Below are 6,508 nucleotides of genomic sequence, written 5' to 3'. Positions count from 1 at the left end.
CCCGGCCCCCGTTTGCGGGCCTCGATCGCGGCCCGCACACCCTCGACGGTCTACGGCGGCGGCAGCCGCACGTCGACCACCCCAACGTCCGGGCGGTGGTCGACCATGGCCTTGAGCAGGGCGGGACCGGAGTCGACCGCCTCCACCACGTCGAAGCCGTAGGCGCTCAGGAGCCGGATCAGGCCGTCCCGGAGGAGGACGAGGTCTTCACCGAGGACAACTCGCACGGCAGCTCCATGGTCACGATGGTCGGCCCGCCCACCGGGCTCGCGATGCCGAGTGTGCCGTCGAACGCGGCCAGCCGGCGCTCGATCCCGCGCAACCCGCCGTCGTCGGACGCCACCGCGCCGCCGCGCCCGTCGTCACCGACCATCACCCCGAGCCTGCCGCCCTCGTGCCGCACCCGCACCCAGGCGCTGCTCGCGCCGCTGTGCTTGGCCACGTTCGTCAACGCCTCCGCGACCGCGAAGTAGGCGGCCGACTCGACCGGCGCCTCGGGCCGCCCGGCCAGCTCCAGGTCCACCTCCACCGGCAGCGGGTGCGCCAGCGCCAACGCGCGCAGCGCGCCGTCCAAGCCCCGGTCGGCCAGCACCGGCGGGTGGATGCCGCGCACCAGGGCGCGCAGCTCGGACAGCGCCTGGTTGGACGACTGGCGGGCCTCGGCCAGCAGCTCCTGCGCCGCCCGCGGGTCGCGGGACAGCAGCTCCTCGGCCATGCCCAGGCTCATGCCCAGCGCCACCAGCCTGGCCTGGGCGCCGTCGTGCAGGTCCCGTTCGATCCGGCGCAGCTCGGCGGCCTGCGCGTCGACGGTGTCCGCGCGCGAGTCGGCCAGCACCCGCACCCGGTCGGTCAGCGTGGCCGTGGCGCTCGGCGCGAGCAGCCACCTGGCGACCTTCGCGTGCAGCCGGGCGGCGCGCGGGATCGCCCACCACGCGAGCACCAGGAAAGCGAGGCCCAGCAGCGGCGCGAGCACGAAGTTGCCCGGGGTGTCGTAGCTGAGCAGGCCGTACTCGACGAGCCCGTGGTCGAGCCAGATCAGCGGCACCACGAACCCGAGCAGGCCGTTGGCCAGCAGGCCGACCGGCAGCACACCGCAGAGGATCCCGACGATCGCGTTGACCGGCAGGAACGCCAGGTCGCGCCACGTCGCGGGGTCGGTGGCGACGGTGCGGACCCGGGTCATCGGGCCCCGGTTGGCCGGCACCCGGTAGGGGGCCGGGATCTCCGACTCCAGCACCCGCCCCGCCCACCGGCGGAAGAACCCGGTGTAGCGGCGGGCCAACGCGGTGAACAGCAGCAGCAACGGCACGCCGATGGTCACCAGGATCAGCGGGTACGCGTAGAGCTGCAACGGGATCAGCACGAGGCCCACCGCGCACAGCGGCGTCCGCGCCAGCCCCAGCCCCGCTTGCGCCAACCGGGCACCGGCGTCCCGCACGAGGTCGTGGTCCGTCATGGCGGCGATTCTCCCGGCCGGGCCCGGCGGTGGCGGTGGGTCTAACCCCCCAATGCGCGCTACAACTCGATCACCGTGCCGTCGGGGACGACCTCGGCGCCCGCCCCGGTGACCTCCGCGTGCTCCGGTGACGCCGGGTCGAGCACCGGGTTGGTGTTGTTGAGGTGCGTGTAGATCCGCCTGGTGGTCGGGTGGGCGGCCAACCGCGGCAGGCTGTGCGCGATCGGCAGGTGGCCCATCGCCGCCTGCCCGCTCGACCTCCCGGTGGCCGCGCCCATCTCCGACGGCGCGTGGAACGTGCCGTCCAGCAGCACCACGTCCGCCTCCGCCACCAGCGCGTCGAACCCCGGCGGCCACGACGCCAGGCACGGCGCGTACAGCAGCGCGCCGCCGGTGGCCGGGTCGCGGAACCGGTAGGCCACCACCCAGGGGTCGGGCGCGGACGACGCGGCGGCGTAGCGGGGCCGCTTGCCGCTGACCGGGAACGCGGTGACCTCCAGGCCGCCGTCGAGCACGAAGGGCCGCTCCGGCTCCACCGGCCGCCAGGACCACTCGCCGTAGGTCGCCAGCACCTCCCGCGTGGGCATGAGGGCGTGCAGCACGGCCTCGGGCGCGTGGACCCGCAGGCCGGGCGCGTTGCGCAGCACCGCCAGGCCCAGCGTGTGGTCCAGCTCGGCATCGGTGAGCAGCACACCGCGCACCGGCGTGTCCCGCGGACCGGGACCGGGCGCGAGGGCGGGCGTGGCGGCGAGCTGCGCGCCGACGTCCGGCGAGGTGTTGACCAGCCACCAGCCCACGCCGTCACCGGTGACCGCCAGCGCGTCCTGCGTGCGCGCGGGCAGCTCACCGGCCCGCACCGCCGAGCACGGGCCGCACGCGCAGTTCCACTGCGGCACCCCGCCGCCGGCGGCCGTGCCGAGCACCACGGCCCTCACCTCGAGCCCGTCCTCACCGCACCACCGTCCGGTGCTCCACCTCGGCCGGACCGCCGGCCAGGATCGCGTCCACCAGCCCGCGGTGCGGCGACAGCGTGCACACCGGGTCGGTGGCCGCCGCGTCACCGGTCAGCTGGAACGCCTGGCAGCGGCACCCGCCGAAGTCCAGCTCGCGGCGCGCGCACGAGCGGCACGGCTCCCGCATCCAGTCGAAGCCGCGGAAGGCGGTGAACGCGGGCGACGAGTACCAGATGTCGGCCAGCGACCGGTCCCGGACGTTCTCCACCCCCAGCCCGTCGATCACGCCCGCCGCCGGGCACGGCAGCACGTCGCCGCCGGGCGCCACGGTCAGCTGCCGCGCGCCCCACCCGTGCATGCACGGCTTCGGGTGCGCCTCGTGGTAGTCGGCGATCACGTACACGATCTCCATGGCTGAACGGGCCTGCGCGGCCGCGACCACCTCGCCCGCCCCCGCCAGCTGCTCCCGGGTGGGCAGCAGCGCGGCCCGGTTGCGCAGCGCCCAGCCGTAGTACTGGGTGTTCGCCAGCTCCAGCCGGTCGGCGCCCATCCGCTCGGCCAGCGCGACCAGCTCGCCCACGTGGTCGAGGTTCAGCCGGTGCAGCACCACGTTCACGGTCAGCGGCAGCCCGGCGTCCCGGACCGCCTCGGCGGCCCTCAGCTTCGGCTCGAACGCCTTCACCCCGGCGATCCTGTTCGCCCCGGCCTCGTTGGCGTCCTGCACGGACAGCTGCACGTGGTCCACACCGCGCAGGTCCGCCAGCCGGTCGCGGGTCAGGCCCAGCCCGCTGGTCACCAGGTTCACGTAGCAGCCGAGCCCGGCCGCGTGGCCGACCAGCTCCGGCAGGTCCTTGCGCGCCAGCGGTTCGCCGCCCGACAGGTGCACCTGGAGCACGCCCAGCGCGCGGGCCTGGTCGAACACCGAGCACCACTGCCCGGTGTCCAGCTCGTCGCCGCGCCCGACCAGGTCCACGGGGTTGGAGCAGTACCCGCACCGCAGCGGGCACCGGTGGGTCAGCTCCGCGAGCAGGCCGAAGGGGGCGTCCGCCCCCGGCGCCTCACCCATCGACGTCCACCACCCGCCGCGCCACCAGCCGTTCGACCAGCTCGGCCACGTCGTCCGCCTCCACCCCGTCGAACCGCTCGGTGAGCTTGCGCGCGATGCCGTCCACGGACGTGCGCCCGTCGCACAGCGCGACCACCGCCGCGGCGGTCTCGTTGAGCACCAGCACGCCCTCCGGGAACAGCACCACGTGGCTGCCCCGGGTCTCGTCGTAGGCCGTCTTCACGCCCCGGCGCAGGCGCGGCACCGCGCCCGGCCCGGTCACGCCCGGCCCGTCATGAGTGGTAGTCCACGGCGTCCAGCACCGCCCGCAGCACGTCGCACTTGAAAGCCAGCGCGGCGACGGCCGCCTCCTGCTGCTCGCGCGTGCGGCAGTTGCGCACCACGATGTCCAAAGTGGACATCCCTTCGTCCGCGATCACCTGGAGCCTGGTGGTGAAGTAGGTGAAGCCCTCCTCCGCGATCCACGGGTAGTGCTCGCGCATGTCCACCAGCCGGCGTGCCATCAGGCCGCGGGAGAACATCTCGGTCAGCCCGGACGCCACCGCCTCCACCCACGGCCGGGTGCGGGCGAACGTCACGTAGGCGTCCACGGCGAACCGCGTGCCGGGCAGCACGTGCCGCTCGTCCAGCACCTCCTCGCGGGACAGGCCGACGGCCTCGGCCAGCCGCAGCCAGTTCTCCGCGCCGCCCTCGCCCGGCCCGTTGCCGTCGTGCCAGACGATCCGCTCCCGCCACACCCGGCGGACCTCCACGTCGGGGCAGTTGGCCAGGATCGCGGCGTCCTTGCGCGGGATCGCCCGCTGGTAGTACCAGCGGTTCGCGGCCCACAGCTGCAGCTCGTCCTTGCGCAGGCTGCCCTCGTGCAGCCGCAGGTGGAACGGGTGCCGGTCCCAGTAGCGGTCCGACAGGCCGCGCAGGCGCGCGGTGAACTCGGCCTCGGTCAGGGCCTCGGTGGTGGTGGGGGTCGTGAGGTCGGGCGTCACGGCGTTCGGCACGGCGGGAGGGCACCCTTCGGTACACGGGCGCCGTGCCCCTCCGACGCGGCCGGAGGGGCACGACGGGTGGCTAGCCCCGAGCTGCGTAAGCGGTGACTTCCATCGGGGTGTCGACGTCCCGGAAATCGGGCTTGACCCAGGGGCGCTTCTCGGGCTCGGTGGTCATGCGCTACTCCTCGGATGTCGGTGCTTCTCCGTGGGGCGGCGGTGACCCAGCGTAGCGGGTGTGGCCGTGGGCGCGCTAGTCGTGGACCGCGCCGGACGCGGAACCCACCTGTCGGGCGCTACTCGTTGAGCGCGGCGGGCATGCGCCTGAGCTGCTCCAGCACCACCGGGTCCTGCAACTGCATCCACTGGATCACCTCGGTGTAGGTGGCGCACACCGTCTCCGGCTTGACGCACACCTCGCCCAGGAACCCCTCGACCGCGTTGCTGAACGCGCCGCCCGCCCACTCGTTGAAGTGGTTGCCGATCACCATCGGCGCGCGGTTGCCGTTGAACGCCGCCTGGTACACCGACCGGTAGGTGTCCAGCACGACCGTCGTGTACTCGGCCGCCTTGGCCTTGTCGGGCTCGTCCTTCGCGCCGTTGAGCGCGTACCAGAGGTTGAAGTCCATCATCACGACCTGCCTGCCCAGGGCCGGGACGCGCACCTCCGGCATGGGGAACTCCCACATCCCGTTCTGCACCGACGGCCACGCCACGCCGAGGCTCACGTGGCTGGTGTCGTAGGCCATGCCGTGCCCGCGCATCGCCGGGAACGCCTGCCCCCAGTCGCCCTCCAGGCACGGCGTGCGGCCGCCGCGCACGGTCGCCGGGTCCAGCTTGAACCCCTGCTGCCTGGCCTTCTCCACGATCGCGAAGAACTGGTCCAGCTCGTTGTTCCACTGGTCGGTGTTCCACACGCCGACGTGCGGCTCGTCACCGACGCAGAAGTGCCCGTTGTAGTGGGTGCCCAGCTCGTGCCCCGCGGCCAGGGCGGCGTTGAGGTACTCGATCCGCAGCGCCACGTCCGCGCGGGTGCCGCCGAAGCCGATGGACGACGTGCCGCGGTCGTGGCCGGGACCGGCGTAGCTGTCGGCGTCGGCGTCGGCCACCAGGTACACGCCCGACAGCAGGCCGGTGACGTGCGCGTTGGCCTGCTTGGCCAGCGGCATGATCCGGTCCCAGTGCGGCTTGGACGCCGCGCCGTCGAACGAGAACAGCACGAACTGCGGAGGCCTCTCGCCCGGCTGCATCCGCCGCATCCACGCCGGCGGCGAGGCCGCGGGCGGCACGGTCGGCGCGGCGGCGGTGCCCGAGCTGCTGGTCGTGCGCGGCGCCATCGGCAGCGGCGCGGCCAGCTCGCCCACGTCGTGCCCGGGTTCTGGTTCGCGGGCACCCAGCACGGCCAGCACCACCAGGGTGAGTGCCAGCGCGACGCCCGTGCTCAGCCGGCCCCATCGCTTCACACAGACAGGACGACCCGGGGTAGCCGGAGGTTGCCTCTTGGTGACGTGACCGCTGCGGGTGGCCGATCAGGACACCGGGGTCGCGGTGACGACCTGGTTCTCCTCGTACCCCGTCTGCCCGCCGACCCACCGACCGCCGCACGTCACCAGGACCAGCCGGTGCGCGCCGCGCGGACCGAACAGCTCGACCGCCCGCGACGGCAGGGCGTCCTTGCGGACCGCCTCCACCCGGCTGACCCGGAACGCGAACGACCGGCCCGCCGTGTCGACCACCGTCACGTCCTGCCCGACCGCCGCCCGCCACAGCTCGTCGAAGGGCCCGGTCACGCCCTTCCAGTTCACGTGCCCGGCGAGCACCGTGGCGCCCTCGGCCGCGCCGAGGTCCACGCCCCACCAGGTCGCCTCGCCCACGCCCTCCGGGATCGGCAGCGCGCCGTCCGCGGTGACCTCCTCGCGCACGAGCGTGGCCGACCCGCCCTCGGGCAGCCGCACCGTCCCGGGCCGCTGCGCGGGTGGTGGGGCGGGCGGTTGCGCGGGCGGCGGGGGATCGGCCGCGGTGGTCCCCGGAGCCGGGGCCGCGGGCAGGT

The 6,508-nt window shown here is 74.3% G+C and carries 9 protein-coding genes; all 9 read right to left on the bottom strand.

Annotated features, from left to right (window positions below; all coding sequences use genetic code 11):
* Positions 1–50: 50 nt before the first annotated feature.
* Complete coding sequence (locus AB0G02_RS25415; RefSeq protein ID WP_360798114.1) at positions 51–227, bottom strand: hypothetical protein; 177 nt, start codon at positions 225–227, stop codon at positions 51–53.
* Positions 179–1,456 carry a sensor histidine kinase gene (locus tag AB0G02_RS25410; RefSeq protein ID WP_360798112.1) on the bottom strand — a complete coding sequence of 426 codons (1,278 nt, stop codon included), beginning with the start codon at positions 1,454–1,456 and terminating at the stop codon, positions 179–181. Before AB0G02_RS25410 ends, AB0G02_RS25415 begins: the two co-directional genes overlap by 49 nt.
* 59 nt (positions 1,457–1,515) lie before the next feature.
* A complete protein-coding gene (gene pqqB / locus AB0G02_RS25405) occupies positions 1,516–2,391 on the bottom strand; it encodes a pyrroloquinoline quinone biosynthesis protein PqqB (protein ID WP_360798110.1) in 876 nt (291 codons plus the stop codon).
* Positions 2,392–2,404: 13 nt separating this feature from the next.
* Positions 2,405–3,475 (bottom strand): pyrroloquinoline quinone biosynthesis protein PqqE, encoded by a 1,071-nt coding sequence (gene pqqE / locus AB0G02_RS25400; RefSeq protein ID WP_360798108.1) that lies wholly within the window; start codon positions 3,473–3,475, stop codon positions 2,405–2,407.
* Positions 3,468–3,737, bottom strand: a complete 270-nt coding sequence (pqqD, locus tag AB0G02_RS25395; protein ID WP_360798106.1) for a pyrroloquinoline quinone biosynthesis peptide chaperone PqqD — start codon at positions 3,735–3,737, stop codon at positions 3,468–3,470. The genes pqqE and pqqD overlap by 8 nt, the downstream gene beginning before the upstream one ends.
* A gap of 10 nt (positions 3,738–3,747) precedes the next feature.
* Positions 3,748–4,419, bottom strand: coding sequence for a pyrroloquinoline-quinone synthase PqqC (pqqC, locus tag AB0G02_RS25390; RefSeq protein WP_360798116.1), 672 nt, complete (start codon positions 4,417–4,419; stop codon positions 3,748–3,750).
* Positions 4,420–4,540: 121 nt separating this feature from the next.
* On the bottom strand, positions 4,541–4,636 hold the full coding sequence (pqqA, locus tag AB0G02_RS25385) for a pyrroloquinoline quinone precursor peptide PqqA (RefSeq protein ID WP_360453379.1): 96 nt from the start codon (positions 4,634–4,636) through the stop codon (positions 4,541–4,543).
* Positions 4,637–4,754: 118 nt separating this feature from the next.
* On the bottom strand, positions 4,755–5,921 hold the full coding sequence (locus AB0G02_RS25380; protein WP_360798104.1) for a polysaccharide deacetylase: 1,167 nt from the start codon (positions 5,919–5,921) through the stop codon (positions 4,755–4,757).
* Positions 5,922–5,987: 66 nt separating this feature from the next.
* The coding region (locus AB0G02_RS25375; protein ID WP_360798102.1) for a class F sortase at positions 5,988–6,508 on the bottom strand (521 nt) is incomplete at its 5' end.

This window comes from Actinosynnema sp. NPDC023658 (genome assembly GCF_040639995.1).
GTDB lineage: Bacteria > Actinomycetota > Actinomycetes > Mycobacteriales > Pseudonocardiaceae > Actinosynnema.
The sequence above is the reverse complement of the archived record's forward strand: the minus strand, read 5'-3'. Positions and strand labels throughout refer to the sequence as shown.